This window comes from Kitasatospora sp. NPDC096077 (assembly GCF_040303245.1).
Lineage (GTDB): Bacteria > Actinomycetota > Actinomycetes > Streptomycetales > Streptomycetaceae > Kitasatospora.
Window position 1 is genome coordinate 1 of record NZ_JBEOSV010000062.1, and the last position, 19,293, is coordinate 19,293.

At 72.3% G+C, this 19,293-nt stretch carries 18 protein-coding genes; 12 read left to right on the forward strand and 6 right to left on the reverse strand.

Annotated features, from left to right (window positions below; genetic code table 11):
* A partial coding sequence (locus ABTZ03_RS34450) for a putative Ig domain-containing protein (protein ID WP_350517100.1) occupies nucleotides 1-849 on the forward strand: 849 nt, incomplete at its 5' end.
* 95 nt (nucleotides 850-944) lie between these two features.
* Here the strand turns inward: ABTZ03_RS34450 and ABTZ03_RS34455 are convergent.
* The gene (locus tag ABTZ03_RS34455) at nucleotides 945-2,333 is read right to left on the reverse strand and encodes an MFS transporter (RefSeq protein ID WP_502894679.1); all 1,389 of its coding nucleotides are present in this window, start codon (nucleotides 2,331-2,333) and stop codon (nucleotides 945-947) included.
* A gap of 201 nt (nucleotides 2,334-2,534) precedes the next feature.
* Between ABTZ03_RS34455 and ABTZ03_RS34460 the strand changes: the two genes are divergently transcribed.
* The 4 genes from ABTZ03_RS34460 (at nucleotide 2,535) to ABTZ03_RS34475 (ending at nucleotide 5,484) form a co-directional block, all read left to right on the forward strand.
* Entirely contained in the window at nucleotides 2,535-3,224 is a 690-nt protein-coding gene (locus ABTZ03_RS34460) for a TetR/AcrR family transcriptional regulator (RefSeq protein WP_350517102.1), read from the forward strand.
* Between the two features lie 193 nt (nucleotides 3,225-3,417).
* Complete coding sequence (locus ABTZ03_RS34465; protein WP_350517103.1) at nucleotides 3,418-3,840, forward strand: BlaI/MecI/CopY family transcriptional regulator; 423 nt, start codon at nucleotides 3,418-3,420, stop codon at nucleotides 3,838-3,840.
* On the forward strand, nucleotides 3,837-4,778 hold the full coding sequence (locus ABTZ03_RS34470; protein WP_350517104.1) for a M48 family metalloprotease: 942 nt from the start codon (nucleotides 3,837-3,839) through the stop codon (nucleotides 4,776-4,778). The genes ABTZ03_RS34465 and ABTZ03_RS34470 overlap by 4 nt, the downstream gene beginning before the upstream one ends.
* Nucleotides 4,779-4,905: 127 nt before the next feature.
* Entirely contained in the window at nucleotides 4,906-5,484 is a 579-nt protein-coding gene (locus ABTZ03_RS34475; protein ID WP_350517105.1) for a MarR family winged helix-turn-helix transcriptional regulator, read from the forward strand.
* Between the two features lie 15 nt (nucleotides 5,485-5,499).
* Here the strand turns inward: ABTZ03_RS34475 and ABTZ03_RS34480 are convergent, their stop codons facing one another.
* Nucleotides 5,500-5,871, reverse strand: a complete 372-nt coding sequence (locus ABTZ03_RS34480) for an ATP-binding cassette domain-containing protein (RefSeq protein WP_350517144.1) — start codon at nucleotides 5,869-5,871, stop codon at nucleotides 5,500-5,502.
* On the opposite strand from ABTZ03_RS34480, the gene ABTZ03_RS34485 reads away from it, so the two are divergent.
* The 4 genes from ABTZ03_RS34485 (at nucleotide 5,870) to ABTZ03_RS34500 (ending at nucleotide 11,198) form a co-directional block, all read left to right on the forward strand.
* Nucleotides 5,870-6,067: a hypothetical protein gene (locus ABTZ03_RS34485; protein WP_350517145.1), complete on the forward strand. Its 198-nt coding sequence runs from the start codon at nucleotides 5,870-5,872 to the stop codon at nucleotides 6,065-6,067. The genes ABTZ03_RS34480 and ABTZ03_RS34485 overlap by 2 nt on opposite strands.
* Nucleotides 6,068-6,281: 214 nt before the next feature.
* The gene (locus ABTZ03_RS34490) at nucleotides 6,282-6,977 is read left to right on the forward strand and encodes an alpha/beta fold hydrolase (protein ID WP_350517106.1); all 696 of its coding nucleotides are present in this window, start codon (nucleotides 6,282-6,284) and stop codon (nucleotides 6,975-6,977) included.
* Between the two features lie 254 nt (nucleotides 6,978-7,231).
* A complete protein-coding gene (locus tag ABTZ03_RS34495; RefSeq protein WP_350517107.1) occupies nucleotides 7,232-9,202 on the forward strand; it encodes a LamG-like jellyroll fold domain-containing protein in 1,971 nt (656 codons plus the stop codon).
* Between the two features lie 181 nt (nucleotides 9,203-9,383).
* On the forward strand, nucleotides 9,384-11,198 hold the full coding sequence (locus ABTZ03_RS34500) for an APC family permease (protein ID WP_502894678.1): 1,815 nt from the start codon (nucleotides 9,384-9,386) through the stop codon (nucleotides 11,196-11,198).
* Between the two features lie 116 nt (nucleotides 11,199-11,314).
* Here the strand turns inward: ABTZ03_RS34500 and ABTZ03_RS34505 are convergent, their stop codons facing one another.
* Together ABTZ03_RS34505 and ABTZ03_RS34510 are read right to left on the reverse strand one after the other, a co-directional pair.
* Nucleotides 11,315-11,731 (reverse strand): MVB12 family protein, encoded by a 417-nt coding sequence (locus ABTZ03_RS34505; protein WP_350517109.1) that lies wholly within the window; start codon nucleotides 11,729-11,731, stop codon nucleotides 11,315-11,317.
* 64 nt (nucleotides 11,732-11,795) lie between these two features.
* On the reverse strand, nucleotides 11,796-13,067 hold the full coding sequence (locus tag ABTZ03_RS34510; RefSeq protein ID WP_350517110.1) for a haloacid dehalogenase-like hydrolase: 1,272 nt from the start codon (nucleotides 13,065-13,067) through the stop codon (nucleotides 11,796-11,798).
* A gap of 158 nt (nucleotides 13,068-13,225) precedes the next feature.
* On the opposite strand from ABTZ03_RS34510, the gene ABTZ03_RS34515 reads away from it, so the two are divergent.
* Both ABTZ03_RS34515 and ABTZ03_RS34520 read left to right on the forward strand, forming a co-directional pair.
* Nucleotides 13,226-13,735, forward strand: a complete 510-nt coding sequence (locus ABTZ03_RS34515) for a hypothetical protein (RefSeq protein WP_350517111.1) — start codon at nucleotides 13,226-13,228, stop codon at nucleotides 13,733-13,735.
* The gene (locus tag ABTZ03_RS34520; protein WP_350517112.1) at nucleotides 13,732-15,876 is read left to right on the forward strand and encodes an alkaline phosphatase family protein; all 2,145 of its coding nucleotides are present in this window, start codon (nucleotides 13,732-13,734) and stop codon (nucleotides 15,874-15,876) included. Before ABTZ03_RS34515 ends, ABTZ03_RS34520 begins: the two co-directional genes overlap by 4 nt.
* Before the next feature lie 167 nt (nucleotides 15,877-16,043).
* Here ABTZ03_RS34520 and ABTZ03_RS34525 read toward each other — a convergent pair whose 3' ends face one another.
* Complete coding sequence (locus tag ABTZ03_RS34525; RefSeq protein ID WP_350517113.1) at nucleotides 16,044-17,387, reverse strand: alginate lyase family protein; 1,344 nt, start codon at nucleotides 17,385-17,387, stop codon at nucleotides 16,044-16,046.
* A gap of 29 nt (nucleotides 17,388-17,416) precedes the next feature.
* Nucleotides 17,417-18,277 carry a polysaccharide lyase gene (locus ABTZ03_RS34530; RefSeq protein WP_350517114.1) on the reverse strand — a complete coding sequence of 287 codons (861 nt, stop codon included), beginning with the start codon at nucleotides 18,275-18,277 and terminating at the stop codon, nucleotides 17,417-17,419.
* A gap of 203 nt (nucleotides 18,278-18,480) precedes the next feature.
* Between ABTZ03_RS34530 and ABTZ03_RS34535 the strand changes: the two genes are divergently transcribed.
* Complete coding sequence (locus tag ABTZ03_RS34535; protein WP_350517115.1) at nucleotides 18,481-19,263, forward strand: IclR family transcriptional regulator; 783 nt, start codon at nucleotides 18,481-18,483, stop codon at nucleotides 19,261-19,263.
* The last annotated feature ends 30 nt before the right edge of the window (nucleotides 19,264-19,293 follow it).

A 19,293-nucleotide genomic window follows, 5' to 3' on the forward strand; every position in this document is an offset into this window, starting at 1 on the left:
GGCACCTGCTCGCCCGACTACCTGTGCACCGCCGGCGCCGGCTACGACGGCCCCACCGGCCTCGGCACCCCCAACGGCCTGGCCGCCTTCACCGCCGGCGGCAGCACCGGTGGCAACACCGTCACCGTCACCGGCCCCGGCAACCAGTCCGGCACCGTCGGCACCGCGGCCAGCCTGCAGATCCACGCCAGCGACTCGGCCACCGGGCAGAGCCTGAGCTACTCGGCGAGCGGCCTGCCGGGCGGCCTGTCGATCAACTCCTCCTCCGGCCTGATCTCCGGCACCCCGACCACCGCGGGCAGCAGCAACGTGACGGTCACCGTCAAGGACGCCACCGGCGCCACCGGCTCCGCGTCCTTCACCTGGACCGTCGCCGGGAGCGGCGGCGGCACCTGCGCCAAGCCCGGCCAGCTGCTCGGCAACCCCGGCTTCGAGACCGGCTCCGCCGCACCCTGGAGCGCCTCCGCCGGCGTGATCGACAACAGCTCCTCCGAGCCCGCCCACAGCGGTAGTTGGAAGGCCTGGCTGGACGGCTACGGCGCCCCGCACACCGACACCCTGAGCCAGACCGTCACCGTCCCGGCCGGCTGCAAGGCCAGCTTCTCCTTCTGGCTGCACGTCGACACGGCCAAGACCTCGACCACGGCCGACGACACCCTGACCGTCCAGGCGGGCTCCACCACCCTCGCCACCTACTCCAACCTCAACGCCGGCAACGGCTACGTCCAGAAGACCTTCGACCTGTCGAGCTTCGCGGGCAAGTCCGTGACCGTGAAGTTCACCGGCACCGAGGACGGCAACGGGCAGACCAGCTTCGTCCTCGACGACACCGCCCTCAAGACCTCCTGACCGAACCGCTTGACGATCCTCTGAACCGTCCGGAGGGGCCGTGGTCGACCACGGCCCCTCCGGTGCGTCGGACAGCGGGTCGGGGAGGTACGTCGTCAGCCCCGCGCGGAGGACTTCGGCGCGGGAGCGGGGACGAACAGCACCGCGATCAGCGCCGCGACGGCCAGCAGTGCCGCGGTGACGACGAACGCGCGGTCGTAGCCGGCCGCGAGGGCGGCCAGTGGCTGCTGTCCGGTGTGCTCCGAGTCCCGGGTCGCGGCGACGGCGAGCGAGGAGAGCACCGCCAGGCCGATGCTGCCGCCGCACTGGCGCCCGGCGTTGAGCAGCCCGCTGACCAGTCCGGCCTCGTGCGGGGCGACCCCCGAGGTGCCCATCGCCGTGTTGGCGACCATGCAGATCCCGACGCCGGTGCTGGTGACGATGCAGGGGCCGAGGAAGGCGGTCAGGTAGCCGGAGTCGACGCCGAGCCCGCTGAACCAGAGCATCCCGAGGCCGGCCAGCAGCAGTCCTCCGGCGAGCGTGGCCCGTGCTCCGAACCGGGTGCTCAGGCGGCCGGCCGCCATGCTGCCCGCCATCACGCCGGCGCAGAAGGGGAGGAAGGCGGCGCCGGCCGCGAGCGGGCCGTAGTGCAGGACGTTCTGGAGGTGCAGCGAGCAGAAGTAGAAGCCCACCAGCATCGCCGCGCCGATCAGGGTGACGATCAGGCTCGCGGTCCAGGCGGTCCGGGCCCGCAGCACCCCGAGCCGGACGATCGGCGCGGACGCGAAGCGGGCCTCCCAGACCAGGAAGGCGATCCCGACGAGTACGGCGGCGCCGAGGGTGACCAGGGTCCGGGCGGACGTCCACGGGTGGCGGTCGGTCTCCATCAGCCCGTAGACGAGCGCGCACATCGCCCCGGTGCCGAGCACCGCGCCGACCAGGTCGAGCCGGCCGGTGCGCTCCGGCCGGGCGGTGGTGATCGCGCGGACGGCCAGGACGCCCGCCAGCAGGACCAGCGGGACGTTGACGAAGAACACCCAGCGCCAGTCGAGCAGGTCGGTGAGCACTCCGCCGAGCAGGACGCCCATGGCGCTGCCCGCGGCCGTCACCATCGACCAGACGCCCAGGGCGCGGGCGCGGGCGGCCCCTTCGGCGAAGGTGACCATGATGAGGGTGAGGCTGAGGGGTGCGAGCAGCGCGGCGGCCACGCCCTGTCCGGCCCTGGCGGTGATCAGCTGGGCAGGGGTCTGGGCGAATCCGCCGAGCACGGAGGTGATCCCGAACAGCGCCAGACCCGCCAGCAGTGCACGACGGTGCCCCACCAGATCGGCCACCCGTCCGCCCAGGAGCAGCAGACCGCCGAAGGCGAGGGCGTAGGCGTTGACGACCCAGGGCAGCGCGCCGTCGGCGAAGCCCAGGGAGCCGCCCATCGACGGCAGGGCGATGTTCACGATGCTCGCGTCGAGCGCCACCAGCAGCTGACAGAGGCTCGCCGTGGCCAACACCGGACCGGTGCGCGGCCCGGACCGGCCGTGCCCGCTCGGAGCGGCTGCGGAGCGGCCCTCGGGAGGGACCGTCGATGAGGTGGGCAGGGGTGATCCGGGCATGGCTTCCTCCGATGCGAACAGTGTTCGCGTAAGGTAAGCCTTACCTGAATGAGAATGCAAGCCCGCAGGTGGGCCGGTCCGGCGTGGCAGGATGACGGAGTGGCAGAACAGCGAACGACGACCGGCCCCGGCCACGACGGCCCCCGCCGACGGCGCCCGGGGCTGACCCCGGACGTGATCGTCGCCGCCGCACGGCGACTGATCGAGCGGGACGGCATCGACGCGCTGACCATGCGGGCCGTGGCCACCGAACTCGACACGGCCGCCGCCTCTCTGTACCGGCACGTCGCCGACCGCGAGAGCCTGCTGCTCGCCGTCCTCGACGAGATCGCCGACGGCATGCCCGTGGACGTCCCGGGCGACTCGCCGATCGCCAGGCTGCTCCGTCGACTCCTGGACGCCCACGACTTCCTCGCGGGGCACGTCTGGGTCCTGCACGTCCTCATCCGCGGGGAGATGACCTCCGAGCGGGCCCTGCCCTTCACCGACGCCTGCCTCGCCGACCTGATGGCCGCCGGGCTCCGGCCCCCGCTCGCGGTGGCCGCCTACCGTTCCTGCTGGCAACTCCTCGCCGGTGAGCTTCTCTCCGAACACCCCGTCAGCCGCCCGCGCGAGCCCAGCCAGCGGACCGCCGCGCTCGCAGCCGCCGATCCCCTGGCCCTCCCCGCGCTGGCGCTCGCCCGCACCGCGGCCCCCCACCTGGGGCCGGGCGCCCACTGCGCCGAACTGCGGCCGGCCCTGGCCGCGTTGATCGGTGGCCTGGCGCGCCCGGACGCGGACGGGTCGTGAGCCGGGCGCCGAGGGACGGCGTTCGACGGGGGTGGGGCTCGGCGATGCTGCGCAGGCCTCGTAAAGTTAGCTGAGGCACACCTAAGTCACACGCGCCGTACCCACTCCTGCCACACCGGTGCGGGCGGCCCTCGTCGCCGATCGCCGTCGGGTCCGGGGTGTGTCGGATGAGTACACCGGGACAGGGGGAGAGATGGCGAGAGACCACCAGGAGGCCAGGCGTCCGCACGGGGAGCTGGTCGCGGACGTGATGGCCGTGCTGTGGGCGGCCGGGGAGCCGATGACGGCCCAGCAGGTCAAGGGTGCGCTGTCGCAGGGCCTCGCCCGGACGACGGTGGCGACGATCCTCACCCGGCTGCACGAGAAGGGCACCCTGGAACGCACCCGGCCGGGGCGCTCCTTCGCCTACGCGCCGGTCTCGGATGCCGCCGGCCTGGCCGCCGGGCGGATGCGCCGGGAGCTGGAGCGGGAGCCGCAGCGGGACTTGGTGCTGAAGCGCTTCGTGACCTCCTTGTCCGCGGACGATGGGGACGTCCTGCGGCGGCTGCTGGCCGAGGTGGAGGCCGACGCGGCCGCCCCGGTCGAGAGCGAGCCCGCTGTGGAGGGTGGGACGTGACGCTGTTCCTGGTGATCGTCGCCCTCGCCGTCCTCCTTCCGTGGGCAGCCGCGCCCGCGGCCCGTCGCCTGGCCGGCCTGCTGCCGCCCCGCGAGGCCTCCCTGACGCTCGCGGGGGCGGCGGTGCTGCTCGCGGGCGGCACGGTGGCGGCGTTGGCCGGGCTCTTCCATGTGCCGTTCCTGGCGGTGCTGGAGCAGCTGAGGTTCGCCCAGGTCGCGGCGGACTGGCCGGCGGTGGTGCCGGTGTCCGGCGCGGCCGGGGTGCTGCTGGCCGCGCAGGCGGTCCGGCTGGCGCTGGCCGCACGCCGGCATCGTGTGCTGTTGTCGCGTGCGTGGGAGCTCACCGGGGAGGGGAAGGCCGACGGTGATGTGCTGGTGGTGCCGGGCGAGGAGGCGGAGGCATTCGCCCTGCCGCGCTACCGCGGGCGGGCCGGCCGCGTGGTCGTGACGGAGGGCATGCTCGGAGTCCTCGGGCCGACGGAGCGCGCGGTGTTGCTCGCCCACGAGCGAGCTCACCTCGGCGGCCGCCACCACGTGCTCTCGGCCGTCACCGACTTCGCCGCCGCCGTGCACCCGGCGCTCGCGCAGTTGGGCCCGACGCTGGAGTTCCACCTGGAACGGTGGGCGGACGAGGCGGCCGCGGCGGCGGTGGGGGACCGGAAGGCCGCCGCGACCGCCATCGCCCATGCCGCGCTGGCGGGATCGGTCGGGACGGGCGGGCGCGGCGGTGGGTTCCTGTCCGTGAGCACGGGGCCGGTTCCCCAGCGGGTCCGGGCCCTGCTGGAGCCGGTGCCGGCCGGGCCCCGGGGGCGCGGGCCGCGTGCGGCCGCGTCCGGGCTCGTCGCGGCGGTGCTGGTGTCGGTCCTGCTGGCGCTCGGTCTGGCCTACGGCCTGCACGAGTACGTGGAGTACGCGGCCCGGAGGATCGTGGGCCACTGACGTGCGGGTCCCCGACGTATCTGACGACATCGATGTAGACCGATGATCGAAGACGCGGGTATGGTGAGCCTCGGCTTGCTCCGCCGACGCCGTGTGCGTCGCGCTCTTCCGATGATGGGGTCACGGTTTGTACGACGGACGGCAGGGATCGTCGAGTCCGTTCGAGCAGTCCGTCTACCTCCTGTCGGAGGCCGGGCGGGCCGTCGACCGCCTGTTGGCGGCCCGGCTGGAACACCGGGGGCTGACCCCGGTCCACCACGCACTGTTGTCCGCACTGGCGAAGCTGGGGCCGCACGGGCGGCACGACCTCATCGCCCGGGTCACGGCGCCCGCCGAGGAGGTGGACCAGGCGCTGGACGACCTGCTGTCGGCGCGTCTGCTGCAGTCGATGGTGGTGCACGTCGGCGGTCGGCAGGAGGTCCTGACGATCACCACCTCGGGCGAGGCCGCCCTGGAGGTGCTCCACGAGGACGCGTCGGCGACCCAGGACGCGCTGCTGGCGTCGCTGACGAAGGGGCAGCGCGTCGAGCTCAACTCCCTGCTGCGCCGCGTGTGCGCGGCCGCCGCCCGAGGGGCCGGGCAGCCGCCGCAGCCCCAGGGCAGGAGGGGCGGTTGGGCGCTCAGCCGCGGAGCCCGGCGGACCTGGACGGAGGTCCGGGACGGCGTCGGTCCGGCCGGTGGGCCGGACGTCGAAGCGGCGGGCTGATTCCCCGCGGAGGGCTCAGTTGGGCACCGGGCTCGGGGCTGTCCGGTGCTCGGTGAGCGGTGCCCGGCCGGTGCCGTTGAGGGTGAGCAGGAGGTCCGCGTGGGCCGAGACCAGGGGCAGGTCGTGGCTGACGAGCACCACGGCGAGGCCCCGGTCGGTCCGTAGGCCGCGCAGCAGTTCCATGATGCCGTCGGCGGCGTCGGCGTCGAGGGCGGAGGTGATCTCGTCGCAGAGCAGGACGTCGGGTTCGGCGGCCAGGGCCCGGGCGACGGAGACGCGTTGGCGTTGTCCGCCGGACAGTTCGTGGGGGTGGCGGGCGGCGTGGTCGGGTGTGAGGCCCACGGCGGTGAGCAGTTCGGCGACGCGTTCCCCGCACCGGTCGGTGATGTCGACGACGGCCGCGAGCCGCTGTCGGGGTGCGGCGCCGAGGGACCTCGCCCCCGAGGTCGTCCGGGGCGAGGTCGTCCTCGGTGTCGCCGTGCTCGGCGTGATGCCGTTCATCTCCGGCTCGGCCCGCTTCGTCCGCAGGGACCTCGCCGTCCCCAAGTCCCGTACGCACGCCCTCGGGTACCGGCGGCCCTGAAGCCCCGCCGGTTGTGTGCGGGGACCCTCCGGGGCGGTTGTGAAGGTCGCCACGCTCGGTCACTTCAACCATGGTTCGACGCGCACACGGGGCGGGGTACGGTTTCCAACGCGTCCTGCGGGCAGCGTGCGGCGTCGCGTCGGATGTGAGCCGCCGGCCGGTCCCCGGCTGCCTGGCGGCGCATGTGCGGCAAGAGGGGGAAGGTGTCAGTTTCATGATCGACCCTGCCGTCCCACGGCCACGGCGGATCACTCGCCCCGATGCGGTCCTGCGCGGGGAGGAGATCGGTGCCGGACCGGCCTTCCTGCTGCTGCACGCCGGTGGCGAGCGGCGTCAGGTGTGGGGGCCGGTCAGCGAGGTCCTCGTCGATGCCGGGTACCGGTGCGTGGCCTACGACCAACGAGGCCACGGTGAGAGCAGCGGCGACGCCCGGGCGCTGTCCCCGTGCGCGGAGGACGTCACCGCGATGCTGTGCGCCGAGCCGCCGGGATGCGTGGTCGTCGGTGCTTCACTGGGCGGCCTCGCCGCCGTCGCCGCCCTCACCGACCCGGTAGTACGGGCAAGGGTGGCGGGACTGGTGCTGGTCGACGTCGTGCCCTGCCTGGAGCCCTCCCGGGTGCGCCGCTTCCTGGCCGCCGCCGGCCTGCACGGTACCCGCACCGAGCTGGTCGAGGACATCCTCACCCAGGTTCCGCGGCTACGGCAGGTCACCGCGGAACTCGCCCTGCCCATCCTGCTCGTCCACGGCGACCACGGTTCCTCGCTCACCGACGAGGACATCGACCGATTGCTGCGCCTGGCTCCCCACACCACAGTCCGGCCCCTCCAAGGCGCCGGGCACCTCATCGCCCGCGACCAGCCCGTGGCCCTGGCCCGGGCCGTCATCGCCGTCACCACCGCCTGGCGGTGAACGACGCCGACATCAGGTTTGTGGCCCGACGATCCGTGGTGGCCGAAGCCTCCGTCTGCCCGGTCTTCATCTGCCGCCACACGCTGGCCCTGCTGGGGCAGTAGCAGGGGGTGTGCTTCCGGCCCGAGATCGGCACCCACGGCCGGTCGATGGTCGGTGGTTCGGCCGCTGTTCAGCGGCGCGTGGCTCGGCGGATGATCTGCGACCAGACCCGGTACGTACCGTCAGGGCCCACACCACCTCCGGGAGCGAACATGCACGACATCCACGAGTCCGGGCAGGTATGCGACTGCCCGCGGACGGCCGACCTCGACGGGGACGGAGCGGCCGCGGCCGGCCGGCGCCGATTCCTGCGCGGAGCGGGCCTGTTGGGCGCCGGGGTCGGGACCGTGGGGCTGGGCCTGCTCGGCGCGGCGCCGGCGCGGGCGGCCTCGGCGGACGCGTCGGAGAAGCCGAAGCAGGCCAAGGGCCGGGGGCGTTGGCAGCCCGACCCGGACGCCCGGCGGTTCACCGTCGTCGTCATGCCGGACACCCAGTACCTGTTCGACCAGGACCGGATCCACCCGGCCCCGCTGGAGGCCTCGATCCGCTACGTGCTCGACGGCGGGGTCAACCGGGAGGACGGGACGGACGACAACATCGTCTTCCTGGCCCACCTCGGCGACGTCACCGAGAACGGACTGGCCGTCGAGTACGCCGCCGTCACCAAGGTCTTCGGCCTGCTGGACGACGCCGGCGCGGCCTACGGCGTGCTCGCCGGCAACCACGACGTCCGCTCCTCGACCGACGACCGGCGCGGCACCACCCCGTACCTGGAGACTTTCGGCAAGGAGCGCGCCGCCCGCACCTCCGGGTACCACAGCTCCAGCCCGGACGGCTACAACACCTGCCACATCTTCACCGCGGGCGGGCGGCCGTGGATGCTGCTCTCGCTGGACTGGCGGCTCTCGGACGCCGGTTTCGCCTGGGCCAACGCGGTGATCGCCGCCAACCCGAAGGTCCCGGTGATCCTGACCACCCACGAACTGGCGTACGCCGACGACGGCGGCCGGGCCGAGCTGTCCGACTACGGCAAGCAGCTCTGGGAGCGGCTGATCAGCGGCAACGACCAGATCTTCCTGACCGTCAACGGGCACTACTGGCCGCCCGGGCGGACGGTGCTGCGGAACAAGGCGGGCCACGACGTCCACGTCCACATCACCAACTACCAGGACCGCTACTACGGCGGCGCCGCGATGATCCGGACGTACCGCTTCGACCTCGACCGGAACACGGTCGACGTGTCGACGTTCTCGCCGTGGATCCAGGAGATCGCGGCCGAGGAGCGCAACACCCTGGCCGCGCAGGAGGTCGAGCTGACCTCGGACGTGGACCGTTTCTCGCTCGCGATCGACTTCGACCGCCGCTTCGCCGGCTTCGCGCCCGTTCCGCAGCGGCCGGCCCGCCGGGCGGCCGAGCTGCTGGTCCGGGGCACCGTGGCGTACTGGCGTTTCGACGGCGGCGGTGGCGACGGTACGGCGGTCTCCCCGCAGCAGGTCGTCAAGGACCTGACGGGGCAGGGCAACGACCTGCTCCGGCAGAGCGCCGCGGGCACCCCGGACGGCGCGCTCACCTGGTCCGCCGACCACCACCCGGACCAGCCGGGCCACGGCAGCCTGCTGTTCAAGGGCACCCGCTCGCCGGTCCACGGCAGCTACCTGCAGACCGTGCCCACCGCGCCGATCAACCGGGAGACCTTCGAGCGCGGGTTCACCGTCGAAGCCTTCTGCAAGCTGCCCGCCGACTGGGACTCGGCGCAGAGCCGCTGGTCCGCGCTGCTCAGCCGGTGGGGGACGGCGAGCGAGGCGGGCCGGAGCGGCCCGGGGACGGACCCGGACGAGCCCGTCCTCACGCTCAGCGTCAACGAGGCGCCCGCCCTGCAGTGGTGCGTCTACCCAGTCAACCAGACCGGGCCGTCGACCTGTTGGGGCCACCAGCTGCCGCTGGACCGGTGGTGGCACGTGGCGGTGGTCAACGACGGGCAGCTCAGCCGGATGTACGTCGACGGCTGCGAGGTGGCCCGCAACCCGGCGACCCCGGCCGTCGGGCTGGTGACGCCCGGGCGGCCCTGGATGCTCGGCGGCTACTCCTACGCGGGCGTCCTGGACAAGGTGTTCCACGGGTACGTCGGCGACGTCCGGATCGTGAAGCGGGCGCTCCGGGTCGGCGAGTTCATGACGGCCTGACGACCTGTCCGCCCTACCATCCGGCCGCTCGCCGCCGTCCGCATCGGGTACGCGGACACCGCCGGGTCCTCCTGGGGGAGAGGACACGGCGGTGTCGCGCGTCGCGGCGCTCCGCCCGTCCGGCTGCCGCTAGCGTCGGCCCTTTCGGGACGGTCGGGACGGTCGAGGCGGAGGTCCGGGGATGGCGGCAGGCGCGGCGCCGGGAGAAGTGTCCGTCACGGGGCGGGAACGCGACCGGCTGACGGTCCCCCAGGGGATCGCGGCGCTCTCGCTGGACGCGATGGCCTCCGTCGCCTACGGCCCGGAGGCGATCGTGCTGGTCCTCGCCGTGGCGGGAACCCACGGGCTGGGCTTCACGCTGCCGGTGACGGCCGCGATCGTGGTGCTGTTGATCGGGCTGACCGTCTCCTACCGGCAGGTGATCGCCGCGTTCCCCAACGGTGGCGGCGCGTACGCGGTGGCCCGGGCGCATCTCGGGCGGCGGGTGAGCCTGGTCGCGGCGGCATCACTGGTGATCGACTACGTGCTGAACGTCGCGGTGTCGGTCTCGGCCGGGGTGGCTGCGCTCACCTCGGCCTTCCCGGGGCTGTACCCGGAGCGGGTGGGCCTGTGCGTGGTCGTTCTGGCGCTGATCACCGGCGTCAATCTGTACGGCGTCGCCGAGTCGGCGAAGGCACTGATCGTGCCGACCGTCGTGTTCGTCGTGGCGGTCTTCACCGTGATCGCCGTCGGCCTGCTGCGCGCGCACCCGGCGACCGAGCCCGCCCACGTGGCGCGGGCCACCGAGACCGTCGGGGTGCTCCTGCTGCTGAAGGCCTTCGCCTCCGGCTGCGCGGCGCTCACCGGGGTGGAGGCGATCGCCAACGCGGTGCCGACCTTCCGCACGCCCCGGGTGCGGCGGGCCCAGCGGACCGAGGTCGCGCTCGGCGCGCTGCTGGGGGCGATGCTGATCGGACTCGCGCTGCTGATCCAACGGTGGCACGTCGCTCCGAGCAGCACCAAGACGCTGCTCGCCCAGCTCACGGACGGCGCACTGGGCCACCACCTCGGCTTCTACGTGGTCCAGTTCGCCACCATGGCCCTGCTGGCGTTGGCGGCCAACACCTCGTTCGGAGGGATGCCGGTGCTGGCGTCGCTGCTGGCCCGGGACCACCACGTGCCGCACGTCTTCGGCCTGCGGGCGGACCGTCAGGTCTACCGGCACGGCGTGCTGGTGCTCGCGGGCGCCGCTCTGGTGCTGCTGATCGGCGCGCAGGGCGACACCCAGGCGCTGGTACCGGTGTTCGCGATCGGGGTGTTCATCGGGTTCACCATCTCGCAGATCGGCATGGTGCGGCACTGGCGGGCCGAGCGCGGCCCGGGCTGGCACGGCAGGGCCGTGCTCAACGGGGCCGGGGCGGTGCTGACGGCGGCGGCGACGGTGATCGAGTTGATCGCCAAGTTCGGCGAGGGCGGCTGGCTGGTCTTCGTCGCGGTGGCCGTGCTGGTGGTGGCGTTCGAGTCGGTGCACCGGACGTACGAACGGATCGGCCGGGCGCTGCACGTCGGTGAGGTGCCGGGGCCGCCGCAGGAGCGCCACTCGCTGGTGGTCGTCCCGGTCGGCGCGGTGAACCTGCTGACGCGGGAGGCGATCGGAGCTGCGCTCTCCCTCGGCGACGAGGTGCGCGCCGTCACCGTCGTCCACCCGGAGGACACCGACGCGCCGAGCGCCGAGCAGGTACGGGAGGAGTGGGAGAGCTGGCATCCGAACGTCCCCTTGACGGTGCTGACCAGCCGCACGCGGTCGCTGACCCGGCCGATCGTCGACCATCTGCGCGCGCTCGCGGCGGAGGACGAGCACGACGAACTGGTGGTGCTGATCCCGGAGATGCACCTCCCCCGCCCGTGGCACCGGCTGTTGCAGAACCAACGCGGCGCGGTCCTCGACCGGGCCCTGCGGCGCTACACCGACGCGGTGATCTGCCGGTTGCGCTTCCGGATCGACATCCCGCGCTGATCACGGCCGGCCGCGAACGCCGTGCGCGCCGGTGCGTGGCCTACAACTGGCGTCGGTCTGCACGGACCCGATCGTGCCGGGCCGGGGCACGGCACGATCGGGTGGATCGGGTGCCGTCATTCCTGCTGTTTGTAGCAGAGGAAGACGTACTCCCCGCCCGCGTCCTTGTTGAGGTCCGTTCTGCACGGGGTGAAGCCGAGCGGAGCGGGCGCGTCCGGGTCGCCGGAGAGGACGACGGCCAGTTCCGTGATGGGCTTTCCGGCCTTCCTGGAGAAGCAGAGGTAGAGGGTGGCGCCCTTGGCGCCCTTGTTGAGGTCCTTGAGGATGGGGGGCTCGAAACCCGGAGGGGCCGTCTCGGTGTTGACGAGGATGGTGAGGTCGGTGATCGGGCTCGATTTCCCGTCCTTCTCCCATGTCAGGAAGAGGTCCGCGCTGCCGTGGACCCCTTTGTTGAGGTCGTGCCCGTCCTTGAGCCAGCCTGCGGGTGGCTTGGTGTCCTTGCCGTCCAGGATGTCGATGTCGGTCACGGTCATGGTTGGTCTCCGAGAAGTCGTGGTCGGTCGGGGGAGGGAACGCGCAGTGCCGCGACCCGCACGGTCAGGCGGATCCGTGCACGGTGTCGGCCTGGTCCGGGATCACCCGGCCCTGGATGTCCAGGACCGGGCCCGCGGAGCCGTCCGGTCGGGTGTAGGCGGTGGTCGAGCAGGGGTAGCGGGTGGCCCGGGCGGGCAGCGGGTCGATGAACATCGGGTTCACGAGCCAGCGGCCGTCGTCGTTGTCGTAGGCGTGGCACATCAGTTCCGGTAGGTTCCGGTTGATCGCCAGGCGGAGCCCGGTGGCGTCGCCGACGAACGTGACGTCCGTGGTGGAGTCCCCGGCCGCGAAGGCCTGCCGCCGTTCGGAGGGTGCCGGTGCGAAGGCGGCGGCACCGGAGATGCCGAGGATCTCCTGGTTGATGAAACAACGCTTTCCCTCGATGTAGGTGATCACGGTGTCCGTGTCCGCGCCGCCGCAGCCGGTCAGGTGAGGAGTCAACTCACCTGAGGCACCTACCTGGTTGCGGATGCCGATGACCTTGTCCGCCGTGAGCCCCAGCGCCTCGGCCCAGACCCGGGCGACGGGCTCGGGCGAGGCCGAGACGACCCGGACGTCGAAGCCGGCCCGCCGCAGCGTGTCGACCAGGTCGGCCATCTGCCGGTAGTAGCGCACCCAGGTCGGAACCTGGTGGGTGCCCACGGTCCGGGTGGACCCCGGTGGCGCGGCGAGGCTGTCCTCGCGTGCCGCGCGGGCGAAGGCCAGGACCTCGTCGGGGGTGTAGCCGGCCAGGAGTTGGGCGGCCCAGGCGAGGGCGGGCTCGATCCGGCGGTGGTCGTGGTTCCCGAACGCCGCCTGGTGGTCCGTGGTCGAGGCGTCGCGGTAGACCGAGAGGATCTCGTCCGCGCACGGCGCGTGGTCGGCCGTCGGCAGGGGCTGTCCGGCGTCCGCCGCGTCCGCGCACGCGGTGCTCAGCGCGTCGGCCGCCGCGGGGGTCAGGTAGCGGCTGGTGGTCGACCAGTCCTTCCCCGCGGGTTGGCGCACCTTGCTGTCCCGCAGCATCCACACCAACGTCGCGTCACCGGTGTCGTTGCGGACCATCGTGTTGTCCCAGTCGAACACCGCCAGCGGGTGTGCCTGGGGCTGGGCGCACATCCCGGCCGCGTCGATGAAGTCCTGCAGCGCGGCGAGGTTGTCGCCGTACCAGCCCGGATCAGGGGTCAGCGTCGGACAGGCCGCCGCGCCAGAACGGGGGGCTGCCGCGCCCCCCGGTGTCGGCAACGACACGGCCACGGCGGCGGCCACCGCGGCGGCCACCCACCCTGGAACCCTCATGCGCCACCTCGTTCAAGATCGCTCACGAACAAAATCGGTCGTGGACAGAGTGTCACACTCCGCTGCGGACGGTGACGGAGCGACACTGGCCGTGATGGCAGAGGCGGGACGACTATCCCGCTGTCCTGCGTTCAACGCCTTGCGAAGGAGGCCTGCCCATGGGGCAGTTGATCACCGACATCGACATCCTGGTCCCGTACAAGAAGCCGCCGAACGACACTCCGGACCACGTGCCCACCGGGTGGACGCCGATCCCCGTCAACCTGAACAGCGGCGCGGGCGGCGCCTGCCTGTATCTCGTCTACGAGAGGCACACGGGGGACCAGGCCATCACCGGTCTGCGCATCCTGAAGGGCGAGGAGCGGCCGCCCGCGGGGTACCAGAAGCTTCCGATCGACCTCAACAAGGGCATCGAGAAGGAAGACGGCCCGGACAAGAAGATCGTGAAGGCGACGGCCCTCTACCTGGCAGTGACCCGCGAGGGGGGTGAGCCGATCGCCGACCTCGACATCGTGCACTGGTCGAAGTCCGGTGACGCCGTCGAGCCCAAGGAGGGCTATCGCCGACTCCAGCGGGACGGCGCCGACGCCGACCTCAACTTCGACGCCGGCGGCGACTTCGTCTACCTCGACTACCGGCCGGCCCCGAACCTCCAGGAGAACGCGTGACAAGCGAGCTGCCCCAGTCCCTGCAGGACGCCGCGGAGCGGCCACCGAGCCTCCACAGCCTGAAGGACATCAGGCACGTGGTCTTCCTGATGCAGGAGAACCGCTCCTTCGACCACTACTTCGGCAAGGGCCTCGGCGGGGTTCGAGGGCAGGACGACCGCAACCTCGTCACCCTCCCCGACGGGCACTCCGTCCTGGACCAGCCCGACCAGGACAGCGCGGTCCCCGTCGTCTACCGCCCCTATCAGATCAAGCCCGGCGACGCGATCAAGGAGCCGCGCGCCCACGACTGGAACACCGGCCACGAGGCGTGGAACGACGGCCGCTACGACCAGTGGATCATGGCCAAGGGCGGAATCACCATGGGCTACTTGGACCAGCCCGAGGTCGTGGGGCTGTACCAGGACCTGGCCAAGGCCTTCACCATCTGCGATGCCTACCACGCCTCGGTGATGGGCGAGACCAGCAGCAACCGCAACTACCTCTTCAGCGGCTTCGGCGGCTGGGAGCCCAAGGGCGACCGGGTCACCGGGGCCGAGGCGCATGATCGTGAGGATCCCAACGCGGACGTGCACGAGGAGGACCGGAAGCCGGGCTACAACTGGCCCAGCTACCCGGAGATCCTGGAGGTCAACAACGACCCCTTCGGCTCCGGCACGATCAGCTGGAAGGTCTACCAGGGCTGTGACAACTTCTACGACAACAACCTGGAGTTCCACGACGAGTTCAAGAGGATCTCCGCGACGGTCCTGAAAGAGGCCGGCTACCCCCACAAGGTCAGCCTGTACGACTACTACCAGCCCTTCGTCAAGGCCATGCACGATGCCATGGAGAAGAACGACCCGGCTGGGATCGACAAGGCCAAGAAGGCCTATCGGGCGGCAGTGGTCCCCCTGGACAATGCGGCCGCCGATTCGAAGACCCTGTCGGCGACCGACAAGAGCCTCTATCGCCGAGGGCTCGCCCGGCACGCGCCCCCGCTGGACATGGACAATCCCCATGGGTACGCGGACTTCGTCTACGAGTTCTTCAAGGACGTCAGCGCAGGCAATGCGCCCCGGGTGTCCTACCTGGTACCGGCGGAACCCGACTCGGAGCACCCGGGCAGTTCGACTCCCAGGGACGGCGAGAAGGTCGTCAAGCAGGTCCTGGACGTGATCGCCGGCCGCCCCGACATGTGGGAATCCACCGTGCTGTTCATCAGCTACGACGAGAACGACGGGTTCTTCGACCACATGCCGCCGCCCGTGCCCCGGCCCGAGGTCGAGGACGAGTACGCCCAGCGCGGCGGGGGGCCCAAGTGGCCCATCGGCCTGGGCAATCGGGTGCCGATGATCGTCGTCTCCCCGTGGACGGTGGGTGGGTACGTCAACTCCCAGGTCTTCGACCACACGTCGCAGGTCCGCTTCCTCGAGGAGTGGCTGGGCGTCCGGCAGCCCGCGATCAGTCGCTGGCGGCGGACCGTGGCCGGCGACCTCACCTCGGTGTTCGACTTCGGCCGCACCGGGGACAAGCCGAAGCAACCCACCGACCCGACCCGGCGGTTGGCCCGGCCGCTGCCGTACCAGGTGGACGTCCACGGCGCGCTGCACTGGAAGTCCGACGGGACCTCCGACGCGGTGGCCCTGTCGATGTCCAACACCGGCTCCAGTACCGGCAAGGCGTCCGCGCACGTGACCCTCTACGCCTACCAAGTCTTCGAGAAGCCGCAGCACTTCGACGTGCTCGGTGCCCCGGCGGAGCCCGTCAGCGTGCCGCTCAAGAAGGGGGCGTACGACTTCTACCTCACCGGCCCCAACGGCTTCCGCCGAGAGTTCGCCGGAACCTCAGGGGGAGCTGCCGCCAAAGCCGACCTCACCACCGCCATCGGCACCGACGCGGCCTCCCCCCGCGCCCTCACCCTCACGCTGACGACCGCCGGAACCACCCCGCTGAACGTCACCGTGACCTCGCGTCACTACCAGGAACCCGCTCAGTCCAAGAGCGGCAAAGCCGTCCAGGGAGCGCCCTTCGTCATCTCCTGGGACACCCAGGGCACCGACGGCTGGTACGACCTGGACGTCTCCATCGCGGAGGACAAGGAGTTCCGTCGCCGCCTGATGGGGCACATCGAGGACGGCCGACCGAGCATCACCGGCTGAGATGAAAGCCCAATCCGACGAAGCGGTCGGCTGTGTCGCAGAGTTTCCGGCCGGTCAACAGGGGCGGACGGTGGGGTGCTGCGGATGAGGGACGGAACGGTTTCCGGTAGCGGGCCTGCTCAAGCGGTGCGCCGGGATCCGATCCCGGTGCACCGCTCGGCGGTCGGTCAGGCCTTGGAGATGTCGTCCAGCTGCTCCGCCGCCGGCCGCACCGGGTAGAGGTCCCCGCCGGGTGGTGGCGGGACGTCCGGGAGGGCGCGGCGGGCGGCGTCGTCGCCGGCGTCGGCGGCGGCGTGCAGGACGTCGAGGGCCGCGTAGCGGCGCAGGTCGGTCTCGGGGTAGGGCCAGTCGGCCGGGGTGCCGGTTGCGGTGGTGATCAGGAAGTCGACGGCGTCGGCCAGGTCGCTGCCGGCCGGGGTGCGGTGGTCCCAGAGGTCGATGCCGAGGTGCCGGCCGAGTTGGGCCAGCCGGGTCAGGGCGACCAGGTTGAAGTTGAAGTAGTGCCAGGTGCGGGTGCGGGTGCGTTCCTGGGGCTGGCTGCCGTCGGCGTCGATCTGTACGTCCAGCCGCTTGCCGGCGGCCTCCCGGACGATCCGGCGGGCGGTGTCGGTGCGGCCGGTGTAGAGGGCGAGGGCGGCGGTCATCAGGTCGTCGAAGGAGCCGTGGTTGTTCGACGCGGCCGTCTCCTCCCGGCCGTTCTTGCTGGTCCGCAGCCAGTCCAGGAAGGCGCCGTCCCAGCCGAGGACGCCCTGCCGGTCGCCGTCGGTCCAGCCGGGGGCGCCCGCGTCCAGGATCGCGGTGGCGTCGACGACCTGGGTGAGCAGGTAGGAGAACTCGATGATGCCGATGCCGCGGCCGTCGACCTGGCACGGGATGCCCTGGGCGTAGTTCATGTTCGGGTTCATCCGGGTCGCCGGATCGGTGAACCAGGTGCGCAGGTCGAGTTCGGCGCGGTCGGCGTAGCGGCGGTCGCCGGTGTAGTACCAGGCGAGGGAGAGCTGGTAGATCGCGGTGAAGGCGTCGAGGCGGCCGGCGTGGTCGGGGATGGTGTCGACGATCGGGTTGCGTCGGCCGTCGCGGTTCTCGTACGGGCAGCCCCACGGGTTGTCGGGGGTCTGCGGCTCGGTCGGCCAGTAGTAGGGGGCGAGGCTCAGGTAGTCGTGCCGGTCGCCGCTGGGCGGGAGCTGCTGCTTGCCGGTCACCGTCCAGGGCCCGGTGGTGAGTTCGGCGTCCGCCTGGGCGAGCAGGGCGGTGAGGGCGGCGGTGCGGGCGGGGTCGGAGCCCTCGTGCAGGGCGCGGCGGGTCTCGGCGAGCCGGTGACCGTCGAGGACGACGGTCCGCGGCACGCAGGTGTGGTGGTCGTGCCCGGCGCAGCGCGGGTGGCCCCCGGCGGGGGCGGCGGCCGCGTCGACGGCTCCACCGGAGGCCGATACGGCCGCGGTGAGGCTCGCGGCGACGAGCAGACCGAGACGGGTCCGCCAGGTTCGGGTGCGCGGGGTTCGGGTGCGCAACTCGGCCTCCGTGGTGGGTCGGTGGGTCGTCAGTGCTGGACGCCGGTGGAGAGGCTGAAGTGCGCGAAGTAGGCGTACTGGTCGGTGGCCGGGCCCCAGGAGGTGTCGTGGCCGCCGTAGAAGGTGGAGAAGAACACGCCGCTGAACGGGATCGAGGAGAGGTCCGGGGCGCCCGCGCCGGCCTGGGTGAAGACCTGGGTGCCGTCGAGCCAGACGGTGATGTCGCCGCTGTTGCGGTCGACCAGCTGCTCGATGTCGTGCCAGGCGCCGTCGGCCGGCCACTGCCAGGAGCCCAGGCCGAGGTCGACGCCGTAGCCGGTGGGGCCCGAGTTGGACGGGGTGTAGAGGTAGACCTCGCCGTTGCCGGCCCCGGAGCCGGGGTTGCGCCACATGTAGCGGGTGGACCAGGCGTTGCCGTGGTTGCCGCCGGAGGCCTCGCCGGGGGTGCCGCCGTACAGGCCGGGGAGCTTGCCGGCCTTGCCGAAGTCGAAGCCGGCGGACAGCTTGAGGCTGTACTTGAGGTCCAGGGTGGTGGAGTTGGCGAGGTTGTCCAGGCCGAGGGTGGGGAGGTCGGTGTAGAACTGGCCGCCGCCGGCGGAGGGGCAGTCGGAGCAGGAGTTGGCGGAGGAGCCGGCGCCGTAGAACACCTGGAGCGCCGAGCCGTCGCCGGGCGCGGCCGAGTCGTTGACCAGGCTGAGGTCCTGCTGCCCCCACTGGCCCTTGGTGAGGGTGCCCCAGGCCGAGGTCCAGGCGCCGCTGCCGTAACCGGTGAAGTCGCCGGTCCAGGCGGGCGCGTCGGTGGGCCGGGCCCGGACGGCGGTGGCGGCCTGGGCGGGGGCGGTGGCGAGCAGGGCGAGGGAGGCGCACAGGGCGGTGAGCAAGCGCTTCATGACGGTCCTTCGGCTGGCGGGGAAGGGGGTCGTGCGGCGGTGCGGGGAACGGTGCGGGGGCGTCCACCATGACACGGCGGCGAATGTGTCCCAGTCAAGGGTCTGGACAAGGTTCATGTATGTGAACGACAGGAGGGCGTCGACCGGGCCGACCGGGCTATATTGCTCGCAGCCCACGCGCACGTGAACAGGGAGGATCCCCGATGGCGCAGCCGAGCCCCGCCGCCCCAGCCGCCGGTGCGGGCGTGAAGTCCGCCGTCCGCACGATCGAGGTGCTGGAGTACTTCGCCGCGCGCCCCGGACTGCACAGCCTCGCCGACGCGCAGGAGGCGCTCGGCTACCCCAAGAGCAGCCTGTACATGCTGCTGCGCACCCTGGTCGACCTGGGCTGGGTGGAGACCGACCTGACCGGGACCCGGTACGGCATCGGGGTGCGGGCGCTGCTGGTCGGCACCGCCTACATCGACGGCGACGAGGCCGTGGCGGCGACCCGTCCGGTGCTCGACCGGCTCGCCGACGACACCACCGAGACCGTCCACCTCGCCCGTCTGGACGGCACCGACGTGGTCTACCTGGCCACCCGCGCCTCCCAGCACTACCTGCGCCCGTTCACCCGGGTCGGCCGCCGGCTGCCCGCCCACGCGACGGCGCTCGGCAAGGCGCTGCTGGCCACGCTGCCGGAGGAGGAGGTCGAGCGGCTGCTCCCCGAGCGCCTGGACCCGCTGACCGACCACACCCACACCAGCCGGGCCGCCCTGCTCGACGACCTCCGGGAGGTGCGCGAGCGCGGCTACGCCACCGACCGGGAGGAGAACACCCTGGGCTTGTGCTGCTACGCGGTCGCCGTGCCGTACCGCACGCCGGCCCGGGACGCGGTCAGCTGCTCGGTGCCGGTCGCGCGGCTCACGCCGGGGCGGGAGCAGATGATCCGGGACGCGCTCGCCGGGGCCCGGGAGCGGCTGGCGCTGGCGACGCGTCACCTCTGAGCCGTCGGCGGTGGGCGGGCTACCGGTGGG

Bases quoted from the DNA above. Each gene is read 5' to 3' on its own strand.
- ABTZ03_RS34465 (WP_350517103.1), top strand. From the start codon at position 3,418: ATGGCGAGAGACCACCAGGAGGCCAGGCGTCCGCACGGGGAGCTGGTC.
- ABTZ03_RS34485 (WP_350517145.1), top strand. From the start codon at position 5,870: ATGTCGACGACGGCCGCGAGCCGCTGTCGGGGTGCGGCGCCGAGGGAC.
- ABTZ03_RS34490 (WP_350517106.1), top strand. From the start codon at position 6,282: ATGATCGACCCTGCCGTCCCACGGCCACGGCGGATCACTCGCCCCGAT.
- ABTZ03_RS34495 (WP_350517107.1), top strand. From the start codon at position 7,232: ATGCACGACATCCACGAGTCCGGGCAGGTATGCGACTGCCCGCGGACG.
- ABTZ03_RS34500 (WP_502894678.1), top strand. From the start codon at position 9,384: ATGGCGGCAGGCGCGGCGCCGGGAGAAGTGTCCGTCACGGGGCGGGAA.
- ABTZ03_RS34505 (WP_350517109.1), bottom strand. From the start codon at position 11,731: ATGACCGTGACCGACATCGACATCCTGGACGGCAAGGACACCAAGCCA.
- ABTZ03_RS34510 (WP_350517110.1), bottom strand. From the start codon at position 13,067: ATGAGGGTTCCAGGGTGGGTGGCCGCCGCGGTGGCCGCCGCCGTGGCC.
- ABTZ03_RS34515 (WP_350517111.1), top strand. From the start codon at position 13,226: ATGGGGCAGTTGATCACCGACATCGACATCCTGGTCCCGTACAAGAAG.
- ABTZ03_RS34530 (WP_350517114.1), bottom strand. From the start codon at position 18,277: ATGAAGCGCTTGCTCACCGCCCTGTGCGCCTCCCTCGCCCTGCTCGCC.
- ABTZ03_RS34535 (WP_350517115.1), top strand. From the start codon at position 18,481: ATGGCGCAGCCGAGCCCCGCCGCCCCAGCCGCCGGTGCGGGCGTGAAG.